The 15,734-nt window shown below is 60.1% G+C and carries 14 protein-coding genes; 2 read left to right on the forward strand and 12 right to left on the reverse strand.

The features are described from left to right. Positions 1-332: 332 nt before the first annotated feature. Positions 333-1,451 (forward strand): HNH endonuclease signature motif containing protein, encoded by a 1,119-nt coding sequence (locus tag HMPREF2708_RS00625; protein ID WP_246840278.1) that lies wholly within the window; start codon positions 333-335, stop codon positions 1,449-1,451. Here the strand turns inward: HMPREF2708_RS00625 and glmS are convergent. After that, positions 1,434-3,308, reverse strand: a complete 1,875-nt coding sequence (gene glmS, locus HMPREF2708_RS00630; RefSeq protein ID WP_070831078.1) for a glutamine--fructose-6-phosphate transaminase (isomerizing) — start codon at positions 3,306-3,308, stop codon at positions 1,434-1,436. The two genes, HMPREF2708_RS00625 and glmS, sit on opposite strands and share 18 nt — an antisense overlap. Positions 3,309-3,419: 111 nt before the next feature. Here glmS and HMPREF2708_RS00635 point away from each other — a divergent pair, with 111 nt between their 5' ends. Next, positions 3,420-4,271 (forward strand): dienelactone hydrolase family protein, encoded by an 852-nt coding sequence (locus tag HMPREF2708_RS00635; RefSeq protein ID WP_246840279.1) that lies wholly within the window; start codon positions 3,420-3,422, stop codon positions 4,269-4,271. A 15-nt stretch (positions 4,272-4,286) separates the two neighbouring features. On the opposite strand, the gene HMPREF2708_RS00640 is transcribed toward HMPREF2708_RS00635, so the two are convergent. The 11 genes from HMPREF2708_RS00640 to HMPREF2708_RS00690 all read right to left on the reverse strand — a co-directional run bounded on the left by HMPREF2708_RS00640 (position 4,287) and on the right by HMPREF2708_RS00690 (position 15,712). After that, entirely contained in the window at positions 4,287-4,568 is a 282-nt protein-coding gene (locus HMPREF2708_RS00640; RefSeq protein WP_038627723.1) for a hypothetical protein, read from the reverse strand. Beyond that, positions 4,568-5,836: a hypothetical protein gene (locus HMPREF2708_RS10975; protein WP_070831083.1), complete on the reverse strand. Its 1,269-nt coding sequence runs from the start codon at positions 5,834-5,836 to the stop codon at positions 4,568-4,570. The genes HMPREF2708_RS00640 and HMPREF2708_RS10975 overlap by 1 nt, the downstream gene beginning before the upstream one ends. Continuing rightward, complete coding sequence (locus HMPREF2708_RS00650; RefSeq protein ID WP_070831086.1) at positions 5,836-6,171, reverse strand: hypothetical protein; 336 nt, start codon at positions 6,169-6,171, stop codon at positions 5,836-5,838. Before HMPREF2708_RS00650 ends, HMPREF2708_RS10975 begins: the two co-directional genes overlap by 1 nt. Before the next feature lie 98 nt (positions 6,172-6,269). Then, on the reverse strand, positions 6,270-7,460 hold the full coding sequence (locus tag HMPREF2708_RS00655; protein WP_070831089.1) for a hydroxymethylglutaryl-CoA synthase: 1,191 nt from the start codon (positions 7,458-7,460) through the stop codon (positions 6,270-6,272). A gap of 194 nt (positions 7,461-7,654) precedes the next feature. After that, on the reverse strand, positions 7,655-8,710 hold the full coding sequence (locus HMPREF2708_RS00660; protein WP_070831092.1) for a hydroxymethylglutaryl-CoA reductase: 1,056 nt from the start codon (positions 8,708-8,710) through the stop codon (positions 7,655-7,657). A 93-nt stretch (positions 8,711-8,803) separates the two neighbouring features. Further along, the gene (locus HMPREF2708_RS00665) at positions 8,804-9,889 is read right to left on the reverse strand and encodes a phosphomevalonate kinase (RefSeq protein WP_070831095.1); all 1,086 of its coding nucleotides are present in this window, start codon (positions 9,887-9,889) and stop codon (positions 8,804-8,806) included. Between the two features lie 12 nt (positions 9,890-9,901). After that, a complete protein-coding gene (gene mvaD / locus HMPREF2708_RS00670) occupies positions 9,902-10,879 on the reverse strand; it encodes a diphosphomevalonate decarboxylase (protein WP_070831105.1) in 978 nt (325 codons plus the stop codon). After that, positions 10,876-11,901 carry a mevalonate kinase gene (mvk, locus tag HMPREF2708_RS00675; RefSeq protein ID WP_246840280.1) on the reverse strand — a complete coding sequence of 342 codons (1,026 nt, stop codon included), beginning with the start codon at positions 11,899-11,901 and terminating at the stop codon, positions 10,876-10,878. The genes mvaD and mvk overlap by 4 nt, the downstream gene beginning before the upstream one ends. Before the next feature lie 4 nt (positions 11,902-11,905). Next, a complete protein-coding gene (gene idi, locus HMPREF2708_RS00680) occupies positions 11,906-12,562 on the reverse strand; it encodes an isopentenyl-diphosphate Delta-isomerase (protein ID WP_070831111.1) in 657 nt (218 codons plus the stop codon). 16 nt (positions 12,563-12,578) lie between these two features. After that, positions 12,579-13,922: a phosphoglucosamine mutase gene (gene glmM, locus HMPREF2708_RS00685; protein ID WP_070831116.1), complete on the reverse strand. Its 1,344-nt coding sequence runs from the start codon at positions 13,920-13,922 to the stop codon at positions 12,579-12,581. Between the two features lie 101 nt (positions 13,923-14,023). Continuing rightward, entirely contained in the window at positions 14,024-15,712 is a 1,689-nt protein-coding gene (locus HMPREF2708_RS00690) for a VanW family protein (RefSeq protein WP_070831429.1), read from the reverse strand. Positions 15,713-15,734: the final 22 nt, after the last annotated feature.

Below are 15,734 nucleotides of genomic sequence, written 5' to 3' on the forward strand. Positions count from 1 at the left end.
TGGCGGGGCTGGTTGAACGAGCCTCTCCACGCTCCTCTCCACCACAGAACTCAATCTTCAATTCTCCGGCGGACACGTAGTAATCAGGGGGATAACCAATGTCATCGCCGCCCATAGAACTTCCAGCACCAGGTCAAAAGCCCTCATGGGCCAACCAGCAATCCGACGACCCCATTAGCATCGCGGCCCGTGCCACCAACGCCGCAGACCTTCAGCTCATCGATATCTGCGCTCCCGGTGACGCGGTAGATGTCAATCACCATCTCGCCCGCATAAGCATCCGAACTGGTCTTAGCCGCGGCAAGTGCTCTACGCTGTGCGAAATTGCACTGATGCTCGAGCGGCTACCAAAAGTCCGAGCTCTCATCGAATCCACCTTCTGTTTCTCTCTAGCCCATCTCCGCGCCATCGCCAATGGCGTTGCCGGGCTGTCACCAGACCAGTTCGACACGGTAGAGCCCCATCTTTTGGAAATGCTCACTCCGACGCGACCTCGACAGGCAATGATCGGTGTCTACACGCTGTCTCGCCTAATCGGCGACTTGGTTTCTGAGTACAACGACTGCGCCCGCAACGACGGCACCCAACGGGTTCCAGAAGGCGAAGCGGTCACACTCGCCGACACGGGCGATGGCAAGCACAAAAAGGTCACAGCAATCCTTGAAAACGACCGCGCGACCGAGCTCATGGCCAGGATCCAGGGGATTCGCAACACCGCAATCAATCGTGGTGAACAGTGCACGCAGGCGGAAGCGCTACTACAGCTGGCACAGAATTCGACCAATGCCGAGATTGTCATCAATGTCTACCGCGAGGTCGGCGGTGGGCCAGCATGGATTGATGGCGTCGGCTGGCTGAGCGAGGTAGCCACCGAAGAATGGATTGCTCGCGCAACTCACATCCGTATCTCCGCCGACAGCAAGGTGGATGGTTACCGCCCCACCGAGAGCCAAGTGGCTCGCGTCCGTGGTCGCGACGGTACCTGCCGCTTCCCCGGCTGCGACGTCCCGGCATCCAAGTGCGACCTGGACCATATTCAGCCGTACAACCACGACAATCCCGAGCAGGGCGGGCCAACTGACACGGAGAATCTGCACTGCCTCTGCCGCCGACACCACAACCTAAAAACTCACGAGGGCTGGGACATCGACAGGTACCCCGAAGGAACGGAAGTGTGGACTTCCCGTGATGGAGACGCCGCGACTAGCGTTCCGGTTGGGCCGCTAAAGAACGTCGGCAAGCAAACTTTTCATCAGCGCGTGACACGAAAGATGAAGACGATTCAGAAACGCAACCTCGATTGGATGTTGTCATTTTGCCACGTATCCGATGAGGTCTGGGAGCTATCCGAGGAAGAAGCAAAACGCATCGAGTCCCTCACGGATGAAGAACTCGATGCGGAGATTGCGCAGTACCGACGAAAGCAGGACGAACTACTCGACGGTGACTGACTTAGCCAGGTTGCGCGGCTTATCGATGTCCTCGTTACCGCACTGGCGAGCGATCTCAGCTGCCAGGAACTGCATCGGAATCGTAGACAACAGCGGCTGGAGCAGCGTGGACGTCTCCGGGATCTCAATCAGGTAGTTCGCAAACGGAACCACCGACTGATCCCCTTCTTCGGCAATCACGATGGTCTTGGCGCCACGGGCACGAATCTCCTGGATGTTGGAGACAATCTTGGAGTGCAGCACGGCGCGTCCCTTCGGCGATGGCACTACAACGACGACCGGAAGATCATCCTCGATGAGTGCAATTGGGCCATGCTTGAGCTCACCGGCCGGGAACCCCTCTGCGTGAATGTAGGCAAGCTCCTTGAGCTTCAGCGCACCCTCAAGTGCGACTGGGAAGCCAACGTGACGGCCGAGGAAGAGCATCGTCGGAATAGCACCGATTTCCTTGGCCATGTCGATGAACTCATCGCCCTTAGCAACGACCTTGTCAATCAGTGCCGGGATGGTCTCCAGCTCTTCAAACTCGCGAGTGACCTCATCCGGGTACTTAGTGCCGCGTGCCTGGGCAAGAGCCAATCCGACCAGGTAATTTGCGGCTACCTGCGCCAGGAACGACTTGGTTGCAGCAACACCAATCTCCGGCCCAGCGTGCGTGTAGAGCACGGCGTCAGACTCACGCGGAATCTGTGCACCGTTGGTATTACAGACAGCCAGCACGCGGGCGCCCTGGCTCTTTGCGTGCCGCACGGCCTCGAGGGTGTCCGCAGTCTCACCCGACTGCGAAATAGCGACCACCAGCGTCTGGCGGTCCAGCACCGGATCGCGGTAGCGAAACTCGGACGCGACCTCAATCTCTACCGGGATACGAACCCAGTGCTCAATGGCGTACTTGGCCAACAAACCGGAGTGGTATGCGGTACCACAAGCGACGACGAAGACCTTCTCGATGTCACGCAGATCTTGGTCACTCAGGCGGGACTCGTCGAGAACGATGCGGCCATCAACGAGGTGGCCGGCCAACGTATCGCGGACGGCGGCAGCCTGCTCGTGGATTTCCTTCATCATGAAGGAGTCATAGCCACCCTTTTCGGCTGCGGCGAGATCCCAGTCGATGGTGAATGGGCGGCCCTGCTGCTCGTTGCCGGCGAAATCCAGGATGCGGTAATCATCTGCGGTGATGATGACGACGTTGTCCTGCCCCAGCTCCACGGCCTCGCGGGTGTGCGCGATGAAAGCCGCAACGTCAGATCCGAGGAACATTTCGTTTTCGCCCACTCCGACAATCAGCGGAGTGGAGCGACGAGCAGCGATGATGCGAGCCGGGTGGTCTGCATGAGTAAACAGCAGCGTGAAAGCACCCTCGAGGCGGTTGAGCACGGACAGCGCAGAGGCCTCGAAATCACCAGCGGTAGATCCGCCGTCGGAACCGTCCAGGGCACGTGCGAGCATGTGCGCGGCGACCTCGGAGTCGGTTTCGGACTTCAGCTCAATGCCGGCATCCTCCAGCTCCTGACGTAGCGGAGCAAAGTTCTCGATAATGCCGTTGTGGACGATAGCCACCTTGCCGTCATAGGACTGGTGTGGGTGGGCATTCTCATCAATTGGACGACCGTGGGTAGCCCAACGGGTGTGCCCAATTCCGGTGGTTCCAGTGATTTTGTCGCGCCCATCCGCGTCAAGAGCAGCCTCGAGGTTGGCGAGTTTACCGGCCTTCTTCTCTACAGTGATATGCCCCTGATTGTCGACAATGGCAACACCCGCGGAGTCATAGCCACGGTATTCCATGCGTCGTAGCGCATCGACAGCAATATCCAGGGCGGGCTGATGGCCCACATATCCAACGATTCCACACATGCCCTACAGAATAACCCGCGAAGCGGAAAATCGTCATAACGAAATAGACATTCTCGCTCATCCTGGCACTTTTTCAGCAAAGGTATGCACCTTATAGTTAAGCTATTCACTGTGGCTGACAACTTGAAGACTCTGACATCTAATCTTTCCAAGCGTGGACCGCACCGCGTCATGGTCGGTGACCTAGCTTTTACTGGCCTGCCAGGAAAGGTCTACACGCCTGCCGAGGGCAATGGCATCCCCGGTATCGCCTTCGCACACGATTGGCGCACACCGATTGAGGAGTACCACGCCACGCTGCGTCACCTAGCTTCGTGGGGCATCGCGGTCGCTGCTCCGGACACCGAAAATGGCATTGTGGCAGACCACCGAGGTCTCGCCAACGATTTGGAGACAGCGCTCCAGATTCTCGCTGGTGTCCGCCTCGGTGAGGGCAAGGTCGTCGTCCACCCGAAGAAACTCGGTGTCGCCGGCCACGGCATGGGCGCTGGCGTAGCCGTCCTCGCCGCTGCCGGTCACGACCTCATTTCCGGAGTTGGCTGCGTCTTCCCCGCAACCACTGCACCTTCCTCCACCGCCGCTGCCACCAATGTCTCGGCTCCGGGCCTCGTCCTGGCCCCTGGCGAGGATCAGTGGCTCGATCGCGGCAACCCGGCTCGCCTGGCTGTTCAGTGGAAGGGCGATGTCGTTTACCGCGAAGTAGACAAGGCTGATCAGGGCAGCTTCTCGGAGACAACTCTTCTCCGTCGTCTAGCGGGCTTTTCTTCTTCCAAGGTGAAGTACCGGGAGGTTGCGCGCGCCGCGCTCACAGGCTTCCTGCTGGCCACGGTCGGTGACGACAAGAAGTACTCGGATTTCGCGGACCCGACCGCCACTATCAAAGGCACAACTAACCGCGACATGGAGTGGCTCATCAAGGAGCTGCCGGAAAACCCGGAGCACTCGCTGATTCCCGGCAAGTAGTCACTAGGCCACGCTTCAGGACACGCCCCGAATCGACTTCACCGTCGGCGTCCCTTTCCCCGCCCGCCCGAATAGCCGCGTAACGGTTCCCTTCGATCGGGCGGTTTTTTGCTGCTTCTCGACGCCCTTCGCCACCTCTCTCTCCTTAATTTCGCGTGCTTTACGACGCTCTTCCAAACCCTGCAATTCTTTCTGTGCCCTCTGTATCGCCGTTTCGAACTCCTGCCTGGTCATTGCAGCAGCGTCGTAATAGGCCTGCCCGATCCGGTCATATTTCGCGGCATGCTTACTCCCCATTACCACTCACCTGCCGTTGGCGAATTGACCGCGCCCACAAGCTCCTGGGCGTTGGGCTGCTCAGGGGGCTCGGGCACAGCTGAAGCAGATTCCTGCACTGATGCTGCCGAGTCCTGAGCTGGTTCTGGCTGCGGTTCTGCTTGCGGCTCCTGTGGCAGCTCGATTCCCAGGTGCTTTAGTTTCTCAGCTGGAGGAGGCGGTTCAGGCGCATCTTCTGGTTCTGGTTCAGGTTCAGGCTCGGGCTCGGGTTCGGGTTGAGGTTCCGGGGCCGGTTCGCAATCCTCAGGTTCCCGTTCAGGTTCCGGCTCACAGTCCTCCGGCGCAGGAGCTGGTGCTGGCGCAGGTGCCTGTTCGCACACTGGCTCTTCCGTCTCCGTGCACATGTCTAAGTTGAGCAGTGAGGACGCGACACTGCCTGCAACCCCGACAGCCCCCGCAATTCCGGCGATACTGGCCGCACCTACAGCACCAATGGCACCTCCAGCGGATATCCCAGCAGCAACGCCTGCCTCAATCCCAATATCAACGTTGGCAGCAACCCCAATTCCACCAGCGATAGCACCGTTGCCACCGGTTACAGTAGCTCCTTCGCCACTCACAGGCTCAGCCACCTCTGCACAGGCCGCCGAGGTAGCACCCGAACTGGCAGGAACAGTAGGAGGCTGCGGCGGGGTGGCGACCACTGCGGCCTCAGTGTCACACGCTGCCTGTTCAAGACACTGCTCGATGCAGGTATTGCGCGCATCGTAGAGCTGACCAGTGGAGTCGACGAGACTGTTGCACACCTGCTGGGCCACTTGTGCGGCTTCGGCGCCGACCTCCGGATCGTCGACAAGCGCTTCGCACTGAGAGAGGACACCGTCGGTTTGCTCAGCCATATCTTCGGCCTGCTTTTCGCAATCCTCGAGGACCTCATCAACTTTCTTGCCGCACTCGCCGACACTCTGCGCGCCATCGGCGGACTGCTCATCCTGATTCGCACAGTCCTGCGCGGCTTTATCGCAGCGCTCTTTGGCAGCGTCGGCAGCATCGCCTTTCAAACCGCCCCAATCGAAAGCCATAGCAATAGTTATCGCGGAGGCTATCAACCCCACGGAGTTGGAGAACTTGGATAGGGCGCTGCCTTTCCAGCCGTCAGCGCGTCGCACCTTATCCAAGACTTTGGGCAGATTCTTGCCGATGCCGCCGACCCCGCGCTTGGCTCCGATACGGCTTCCACGGCCAATAACACGCACCAATATCGGAAGAATTCGAGCAACCCATGGCATCAGTCCACTACCTCAATTCCCCCGAGGTCGGCACTCCCGTCGCTGTCACAGCTTGCAAAGACACGCCACTGTTCCCGCACTGCCGGAGCATGGTTGCCAAGTCCCGCGTACATCGATTGCCCGTGCTCACGCAGCCGCACTGCCGCCTGCTGCAGACGACGCCCCTGGGCGGCAAAACCCTGGCCACAGTCTGCTGCGGAAATATCGGGAGCGCTTCCCCACCGCTCATGTCCGTCACGGCCGCGCTGCTCAATCTCTCGGGCAGCCGCTATCACTGCGTCTTCCGAAAAGTGCAGCAAGCCTCCGCCACGGCCTCCAGTAAAACTTGCGGACACGAAAAATCCCCTTCCCCGCGAAAAACAGTTCTTATTACTGTTAGGCGCGAAAAAAGGGGATTCGGTTCCGTTGAAGCACTAGTGCGGGTGCCCCCGGGCTAACGAGCGCGGTAGATACGCTTACACCCCTCAACACCGGTGAAGCTGAAAGGACCGGTGCCGATCAGTGCGTCGTCTCCCAGGTTTGAGTACTCACCCGGATCTTCATGCGTCACCTGAGCGTGGCGGTAGTAGGTCGGATCATCGAGCTTTACGCGCTCTTCCAATTCACGAGCATTATCTGCGGCGCGCAGCTGGGACTCGTAGCCCTCGACCACATTGCCGGTGAGGAACTCAGCAACTGAGCCGGAACCATAGGAGACAATAGCGACCTTCTTACCAGCCAGGTCCTTCTCGGTGTCCAACAGCGAGAGCAGGCCGAAGTAGGCCGATGCTGTGTAGGAGTTACCGATGATGCGGTTGTACTCAGTGGTTGGGCCGAGCTGGCGGGCCTCGTCCTCTGCGGTGAGCTCCACACCGTTATTGGCAGACAGCTGCCGGTGCGCCTTGTAGGCCATCTTGGTAAACGGCTGGTGGTAGCTGAAGTAGTCAATCTCGCTGAAGTCCACACCGCCGCGGGCACGGTAGTCCTCGTAAGCACCCTGAACAGCGTCGATGTAAGCGCCAATAGAGAGCTTGCCCTCCACCAACGCCTGACTGCGGTGGTTCGGACGCCAGAAGTCCATAACTTCGCGGGTGAAGACGCCCGAAGCCGCATCGATGGCCAGGATGCGCGGATTAGCGGTCACCAGCATGGCTACAGCACCTGCGCCCTGGGTTGGCTCCGCAGCGGAGTCCAGGTCATAGCGGGCAATGTCGGAGGCGACAACGATGACCTTTTCCTCCGGATTGCGGGCCACCAGAGCGCACGCAAACTGCAGCGCCGCGGTACCTGAGTAGCAAGCCTGCTTCAGCTCAACAGAGCGCGCGTGCGGGTCAAGACCAACCAACTCGTGGACATAGACGGCAGCGGCCTTCGACTGGTCGATACCGGTCTCAGTGGCGAACATGATGGTGCGCACGCCGTCGATACCGTGGCGATCCACAATCTTCTTCACCGCAGTCGCGGCCATCGTCACCGGATCTTCATCAGAGGCAACCACGCTGGAGCGTTCCTGCCCCAGGCCCTTGTGATATTTTGCCGGTTCCGCTCCGAGTCGGGGCGCAATATCGGCGAGGTCAATGCAGTACGAACCCGTCGCAAAAGCGATGTCATCAATACCGACCGGGGTCACATTGCTTGTTGTCATCAAAACCGTGCCTTCACTACCTCTACAGATTTTAAGAAATAACGGGCAACGAAACATCCCATGTCATCAGAACGACCATCAGAACGGCCACTAGAGCACAGGATATTTTGCCCACAAAATGTTAATTGCCTACTACAGAAATCTAGCGCGTTTACCTGAGATTTGTCTTAGGTTTTGCGAATTGTTGCGACGCACTACTTCGCACGCTCGATAGAAACGTGCGCCTCCATCAGCTCACCCGGGTTTGTCTGTGCCGCGAGCAGGGAAAGCTCACCACACCAGACGATTGCCGCGCAGCACGCTGCTAGACGACGGGCATTCTCACCCGGCTCACGGTCCTCCTTGCAGCCCAGCGCCGTGAGATTCTTCTCCACGAAGTCCAAGCCCTTGCCGTTGCCCACGGAACCGACGATCAAATGTGGCAGGGTGCAGCTAAAGCGCACGGAGCCGTCGTCAAGCGCCTCTACCTGCGTCAGCCCCTGCGAGCCTTCGACGATGTTCGCAGCGTCCTGACCGGTAGCGAGGTAAAAGCCCAGCAGCATATTGGCGTAGTGCGCATTACCGCTGCGCAGCGAACCGGCCATGATGGAGCCGACGAGGTTCTTGCGCTCGTTGAGCTCGGCCAGACGCTTGGCAGTTGTGCGCAGACGTTCGCGGACAACTGGCTCCGGAATGACGGCTTCGGCAATCACGTACTTACCGCGACCCAAAATGCCATTGACGGCGGAGGTCTTCTTATCGGTGCAGTAGTTTCCCGAGATAGAGCCATAGCCCAACTCTGGCATCTGCTCCATCAGGTAGGACATCAAACGCTCAGACGCCAGCGTGGCCATGTTGTGGCCCGAGGCGTCACCGGAGAAGAAGTCAAAGCGGACAAACAGCAGACGCGAGGCGATCTGGAAGTGGATGTCGACCAGCTTGGCAAAGCGGGAGGAGGACTCCACAACCTTCTTCAGCTCGTCATAACGAGACAGGATGTTGTCGCGCGCAACGACGGCATCAGCTGCCGAGTCGAGTGTGAATATCACCGAGCGAGTCATCTTCTCGCCGACGAAAGTGCAGGTAATGCCACCTTCAATCATGCGGGAGACCTTCGCACCGCGACCGCAGGACGGCCACAGCGGGGTCTCGTAAGTCGCCAGTGGAATCTTCACCTCGTCATTCATGACGTTGCCACTAATGCGTACCGGGCCAATCCAGCTCAGTGGTACGTGTGCATATTCCAGGTCGTGCGAGCTCTTTTCAGCCATTGTCCTAAGCGACCCTTTCTAGCTGCATGCAGCTTCGGTTCCCAGCTTCTGTAAATTCCAGCTGTCTTAAATTCTACGGTCTAAAAATTGTGGTCAAAGTTGAGCGGCCAGCTTCAGCGGCAACGGCCGAATGCCAGCTGCTTGCCAGCGCGCGGTGATGTCCGCGGCAGTCGCCTCGACATCGGCACCATTTGAGACTCCCACCAGCGCGATTCCACAGTCACCACCACCGGAGCCACTGCTCTTGCCCGCGGCCCCCGCGCCATCGGCGATGTCGGCGAGCGCTTTCAGTTTCTCCGTCTCGATGCACACAGCACGCTCGCGCTCATAGTCCTGCAGCAGCGTCCGATTCTCGCGCAGGCAGGCAAACGCCGCTGTGTGGTCGCCGTCGGCAAGCGCCTGCCAGAGTTTTTCGCTTATCGACGAGACCCCGCGTACAAAATCACGGTCTGCGCCACCGGCCTTCTTCAACTGAGAGTCCGTCTTCACCGGACTGCCCGTCCAGCCGACCAACAGTTGTAGCCCGCCGAGGTCGGCACGGGCGTCAATGCGAAGATTCGGCCACGGTGCGGCCACGGCAGCGACAGGATCAGCCGCCACGAGTTCTGCGAGCGCCGTCGGATTCGGTCGGCGATAGAGCACCACCCCGCCGTGCGCGGAGCACGCGATATCGCCGCCGGAACCAGCCGCACCAGCCAGAAGCGTGGCCACCATCGCAATCTTGTACACGTCCAGCGAAGTGAGCTCCAGACCTAGGTGCGCTCCCAGCGCACGAGTCACTGCCACAGCGACAGCCCCGGAGGATCCCAGGCCATACTTCGCACCGCTGTCGGCGTCATCGAGGTCCGATTCAATGACGATATTGATGGGGCTCTCTGGGGTGTTTTCCAGCTCGCCCGCAGCAATGCGATAGACCAGGGAAATCGTCTGGGTAGCGATGTCACTTGGTGCATCGATATCAATGACGCGCCCCTGCGGGCCGTAATAGCTGGAGTACACGCGAGAGACCGGCTGCGATGGGTCGGCATCGTGGCACCGAACCGTTACATAGCGGTTGACTCCTGCGATGACGGCCAGCCCATCAACATCCATCACCGCATATTCGCCGGTGAGATACAGTTTGCCACAGCCGCGGCCAATCGATTCGCCTTCGAGAGGTTCGCCCTTAGCGCTACTCAACTACTCCCCCAGCTACACCAGGTATGCGCCGGGGCCGGAGCCGGAAACCAGCACGTCAATATCCTCGAACTCTGCGCGGAAACGATCCGCGATGGTCTCGGCATCGCCGCTGCGGCACAACACCTTCACGTTCGGACCGGCATCCATGGTGGCGTAGCACTCGGTGCCCTCGTCACGCAGCGTAGCGACGAGATCAAGAGCCGCCACTGAATCCGGATTCCAGTAACGCACCGGAGGAAGAGCCCCCAGCATAGTGGCGTGCATGCGCATGGCATTGGCCTCGGCAAGCTCGCCGACCGCAGTGAAGTCCGCAGCGGCAATGGCGGCCTTCATGTCCTCGATATCGCGGGGCACCTGCTCCACCCACGCCGGGAAGAACGGTGAGGTCTCGACCGTGCGACGCATGGCGGCACGGCTGTCGATCTTCTTGCGGCCTGGGGCCAAAACCGCCACGACCAGGGAGAGGTCCAGGCCGGAATCCGGCAGAGCCACTGCGTGGCTGGAAGCATCATCATCGCCGGGCAGCCACTCGACGAGGCCGCCGAAAATAGAGCGACAGGCCGAGCCCGAACCGCGACGGGCCAGAGCCGAGAGCTGTTCCGGGGTGTAGTCCAGGCCGTAGGCCTTCGCCGCGGCCAGCGCGAGAGCACCGAAACCTGACGCGGACGAAGCCAGTCCAGCGCCCGTCGGAATCTCGTTGGTGCTGATCACCTCTGCGAAGCTAGTGCTGCCCGCACGCTCGCGGACCAAATCCAAAAACTTCTGGACACGGGACAGATCCTTGCCCACCATCTCCTGGCCGTTCAAGGTGCCCAAGTCGGCGGTGACGCTGGGATCGTCGATAAGCGACACCGTGGTAGTCGTCGGAGCGATGCCCAGAGTAAGGGACAGCGAACCTGTGGCCGGCAGCTGCACGGCCTCATCGCGCTTGCCCCAGTATTTAATCAGGGCGATGTTGGGATGAGCGACGGCGGTAGCGGTCGTGGTCACGAGGGATTTACCTCCACAGTCCAAGTAGCAACGGCATTGGCGCCCATCATGGCATGGCTAATCAGTTCCGCGTGATCGGCGGACTCTGCCAGCGCCATCACACAGCCGCCGCAACCGGCACCAGTGAGCTTTGCACCGTGGGCACCCGCCAGACGTGCGGCAGTGACGAGATCAGTGATGGACTCATGCCCAACACCTAGTTCCTCTAGCGCTTCCTGAGCCGAGTCCATGCGATGTCCCAGACGGACAAAATCGCCCTTGGCCAGGTTGTGCACCGCGGCATCGGTCAGCTGCCCCAAGTAATCCAACAATTCCTGGCCGTGGACTCGATGGGAATCGACGAAACCACGCACGCGGGCAACGGCCAGCGACGTCGAGCCACGCACACCGGTATCCCCCAGCACCAGCCACATCTTCTTGGCTACCTGCAGCGGATGGAACTCCCCCTGCTTGAAGTAGACCGGACGAGACGCACGGGCAACCGTGGCATCCAGGCCAGAGGGGTTACCGTGCGCCAGACGCTCAGCTTCCTGCACCAGGTCAAAGCGCTGACGCTCGGTCAAAGTGCCATCAGCGAGGTCACGCACTGCGTCGATAAGCGCATGTGCCACAGCGGCAGAACCACCCAGCCCTGCGGCGGGCGGGATACCGGAGCGAAGACGAATCAGCAGGTCACGCTCGGGAATACCGAAAGTGCGCAGGCCAGCGCGGAGTGCAGCGGCGATGGAGGCAAAGCGCTCCGGCAGCTCGTCGATGTCAATGACCTCGCCGTCCATGGAAAACAGGACGGGAGAATCCTCCACACGGTCAATCCACGCCATCGTGCGCAGCGATGTCACCGGCAGCGCGATAGCCGGCTTGCCATAGACAACAGAGTGCTCGCCCAACAGAATCGACTTGGCATGCCCTTCACCGAATGCGGCACCCTGTTCATTGGCCAGGGCATAGAACTCCCCGGTCTCCAATTCCTCGGACTTGTCGAGGCCGAAGTCGTCGACGCTGGCGTTTTCTACGCTGGTCACGAAGCTACACATCCCTTTCCGAAACCGACTGTGCGGCAGCCTGCGCCTCCGCGGGGCCATGGATACCCGGCACACCCGCAATGTCGAAACCGTACTTGGAGAACTTCTCCGCACCAACACCCCAGACGTGGTTAAACCACTCCGTCATCGGTTCGTTCGCGCGGCGTTCGGCGAGTTCCTGCGGGGTCACGTACACCACTTCATCGACCTCATCGGGGTTGATATCCACCGACTTCGGATCGACGATGCCGGCGTACACATGGTTGTACTCGTGCTCCGCCAGTCCCGAACGATCATCGATGACCTGGTAGATAACGATGCCGATTTCCTCCAACTGGGAGACATCCGCACCGAGCTCTTCCTTCGCACGACGCTCAACGGCATCGGCCACCGGCTCCCCCGGCAGTGGGTGCGAGCAGGTCGCATTCGTCAGCAGCAGTGGTGAGTGATACTTCGACTCCGCACGGCGCTGCAGCAGCATGCGTCCCTGCTCATCGAAGAGGAAAAGAGAAAAAGCACGGTGCAAAATTCCCGGCGGAACGTGTGCTTCAAGCTTGCCGACGGTACCGAGAACTCGACCGTCACGATCGACTACCTCTACCTGGATGTCGGCTTCACCCGGGGCAAAGCGGGCTTTAATGTCCGCTGGCGCATCATTCATTTCCACACTCCTGACTCTAGACCGCTGCCACAACCGCAGCTAACTCCCCGGCAATCTTGCGGGCCGATTCCGCATCGGCGGCCTCCACCATGACGCGGAAGAGCTCCTCGGTGCCGGACGGGCGCAGCAGCACGCGACCGGTGGAGCCCAGCTTCTCCTCGGCTGCATCGATGGCGGCCTTGACCTCAGCAGACTCCAGAATTGCGGCCTTGTTCGACACCGGCACGTTGATAAGAGTCTGCGGCAGCACCTTCATTACGGAGGCCAGCTCAGCCAGAGACTTACCGGTGCGTGCCATCCGCGCCATGAGGTACAGACCGGTGAGGGTGCCGTCACCAGTGGTGGCGTGATCCGGAATGACCACGTGCCCCGACTGCTCACCGCCGAGCGAATAACCGCCAGCGTTCAAATCAGCCAGCACATAGCGGTCGCCGACCTTGGTGGTGCGCAGGGCGATATCGTTTTCCTCCATCGCCAGCTTGAGGCCGAGGTTACTCATCACAGTGGCCACCAGCGTGTTGTGGTGCAGCAACCCCTCTTCCTTCATGGCAACGGCCAGAATGGCCATGATTTGATCACCGTCGACGATGTTGCCCTGCGAATCCACAGCCAGGCAGCGGTCGGCATCGCCATCGTGAGCCAGGCCCAGATCTGCGCCGTGCTCCAACACTGCCGCCCGCAAAACTTCAATGTGGGTAGAACCGCAGTTGTCATTGATGTTGTAGGAGTTCGGCTTGTCGTGAATAGCGACGACGTCGGCACCGGCGGCCGCGTACGCCATCGGGGCGGCCTGCGAAGCAGCACCATTTGCACAATCCACCACGACGCGAATGCCGTCGAGCTTGGTGCTGACCGCACGGGAGAGGTGGAACAGGTAGCGGTCGAGCCCGTCTGGGGCCTCCTCGATGACACGACCCACTCCGGTGCCCGTGGGGCCGGTCTCCGGCAGGTTGTGGAGAGCGTGTTCGATTTCCTTCTCCACCGCGTCGTCAAGCTTGGTGCCGCCAGCGGCGAAGAACTTGATGCCGTTGTCCGGCATAGGGTTGTGAGAAGCCGAAATCATCACACCCATGTCGGCACCGTAGTCGTCGGTGAGGAAAGCGACAGCCGGAGTGGGCAGCACACCGACACGCAAAACGTCGACGCCCTGGGAAGCCATGCCGGCAGACAGCGCTGCGGCGAGCATCTCACCGGAGACACGCGGATCGCGGCCAACAATGGCCAGGGGACGACGCCCCGACGGATTCGTGCCGCTAGTCAGCACAGTGGCCGCAGCAGCACCCAGCCGCATTGCCAGCGGTGCGGTCAGAGTCTTATTCGCCAAACCGCGGACGCCATCAGTTCCGAAAAGACGTGCCATTATTGCTAGACCACTCCTTGGGGGTTTATGAGTTTTGGTATCGCGGACTGTTGCATTGTCAATGCTGTATTACTTTAGCCGGTCGCGCAGGCGAATCCAGACTAGCCACAGGACACAATTGGCTGCGGGTCATAAACCGTAGTCTGAGTTTCACGCGAGATTTCCGCGCCAGAGAGGTCCCGAATGACGCGTGTGTCGGAAGTGGTAAAGCCCTGCGCACCCGACGACGGCTGGCAAGAGCTGCCACTGACCTGCATGCGCTGCGGTTGCGTGTATGCCCAACGGCCACCATTGATGGACTCGATGTTGACCTTCTTCACACCCTTGATGCGCACAGTGACGTCGGAGCCAGTAGTAACGGCCTCGATAAGAATCGGAGTGTCGGAGCTGTTCTTAAACGCTAGGTCGATTGCGCCCTCGTACACCGTCGCCTCACGGCCGGCCGGGTAACGCGAAATGTAGTAACTGTGCGGAGTGTGCGCGACATCCTCCATGCCCGCAAAGTACGAAGCATTGTACAAAGTAGTGGCGAACTGGCTAATGCCACCGCCGACAGCCTTATCCGCATGGCCGTTGAGGATGATGCCCGACTCGACAAAGCCCTGCGCAGTACCGCGCGGACCCGTGTAGCCGTTCAGGCTGAATGTATCGCCCGGCGCCACGAATGCGCCGTTGACCATCTGCGACACCAGGGCAATGTTTGTTCCCGATGCCGAGCTGAAGCCACCGGTGGTGAACTCACCAATGACATCATCGAAGGTGGCGCCTTCCGCTTGTTCGGTGGTGTAGGTGGCGGGCTGGTCCTCGTAGACCGCATCGAACTCGCGCTTATCCGTCGAAGTCACACGCTCGGCGAAGTCCTTCATAGTTTCATCCCACTTCACGGCTACGCCATCAACCGAGGGGACCACTTCACGCGAACCACCGCTAAAGCGTATCGACGCATTGCGCTTATCAACCTCGGAAGCAGCCAGCCCCTCCTCGAGGATCTCGCGTGCACGGTCGACATTGATATCGGCGGCCAATCCGCCGTCGCGCGGCACAAAGCTGATGATCTCAGCGATGCGCTCCGGAGGAATTACGCCATCTTTGCCATCGCGGCCCTTGGCAACAATGGGACCCGACACCGCATCGGCGGCCTCTCCCTCAGCTGCCTCACGAACCTGATCCTCACCGATAGCCGGGTCGTGCTCGGTGGTCTCCACATCGATACCCTCCGGCGACAACCACTTGGCGGCCAAATCCCCGCTGACCGCATTGCGGTCGACATCTTGGCCGATGACCGGTGGAGTTGTTTCCACGCGGCCGTCAACAAGCTTGACCTCACCATCGACGGGAGCAATAGTCAGTTCGCCGACGAGACGGTCGACCTGCGGCTCGAACTTAGAGCTATCGATATCGCTGACCAAATCCAGCTCACGGGTAGTAAAGAAACTGCGCACCCAGGTAACTGGGTTCGCCGTCTGCTTGCCCGCCTGCGCGACCGTCTTCTCCCAGTCGATGCTCAGCCCCGCCTCCTCGGGCAGAACCTCCGCCGTGCGTTCGCCGGCACGCAACGCCACTGGATGAGTGGAAAGATCACCGAGCTGCTCTTCGAGCTTCGCCTCAGCGTGATTCGCGCTCAGCGTGCTGATGTCAATCCCCGCAACGGTAGACCCGCGCGGGACATGGTCCTTATTCAGCACGTAATCGACAGCGTAAAACACACCGAAGAGCGCGAAGATACCGAGGACGATGCCGAGGAAAATCTTTAATCCGCGGTGACTGGAGGAAGACTTTTGTTTGGCCACAGCCACTTACTTTACCGTGGAA

The sequence above is a fragment of the Corynebacterium sp. HMSC073H12 genome, assembly GCF_001837775.1.
GTDB lineage: Bacteria > Actinomycetota > Actinomycetes > Mycobacteriales > Mycobacteriaceae > Corynebacterium > Corynebacterium amycolatum.